The organism is Shewanella sp. AS16 (assembly GCF_021412365.1).
Lineage (GTDB): Bacteria > Pseudomonadota > Gammaproteobacteria > Enterobacterales > Shewanellaceae > Shewanella > Shewanella salipaludis.
This window is the reverse complement of the sequence record NZ_JAKCLK010000405.1, coordinates 1-283: the sequence shown is the minus strand read 5'-3', so window position 1 is coordinate 283 and position 283 is coordinate 1. Positions and strand designations below refer to the sequence as shown.

Below are 283 nucleotides of genomic sequence, written 5' to 3'. Positions count from 1 at the left end.
GGTACCTTGTCTGTCAACACTAAATTTCATAAGCCATTTCAATTGGTTAATTAATCTGCAAAGTTGTTAATTAATGAACATTCGTCGCCGAAAACGAGTCTGTATCATTAGCGTGATGCAGTCTCTGCAAAGGATCTTGTTGATAAAATTGACAGAAACGTTGCCACAATGAAGGGAAACGAGGAGCAAAAAGTTCTGGGGCGCTAAAGAAATATTCAGAAAGTACGGCAAAACATTCAGCAGGATCACTGGCAGCATAAGCATCAATGCTCGCCGCATTCTC

1 protein-coding gene is annotated in these 283 nt (G+C 40.6%); it reads right to left on the bottom strand.

What is annotated here, in order from left to right:
• Nucleotides 1-70 precede the first annotated feature (70 nt).
• Nucleotides 71-283 (bottom strand): zinc-dependent peptidase (locus LZP73_RS20855; RefSeq protein ID WP_176689840.1); only part of this gene is annotated, 213 nt, incomplete at its 5' end.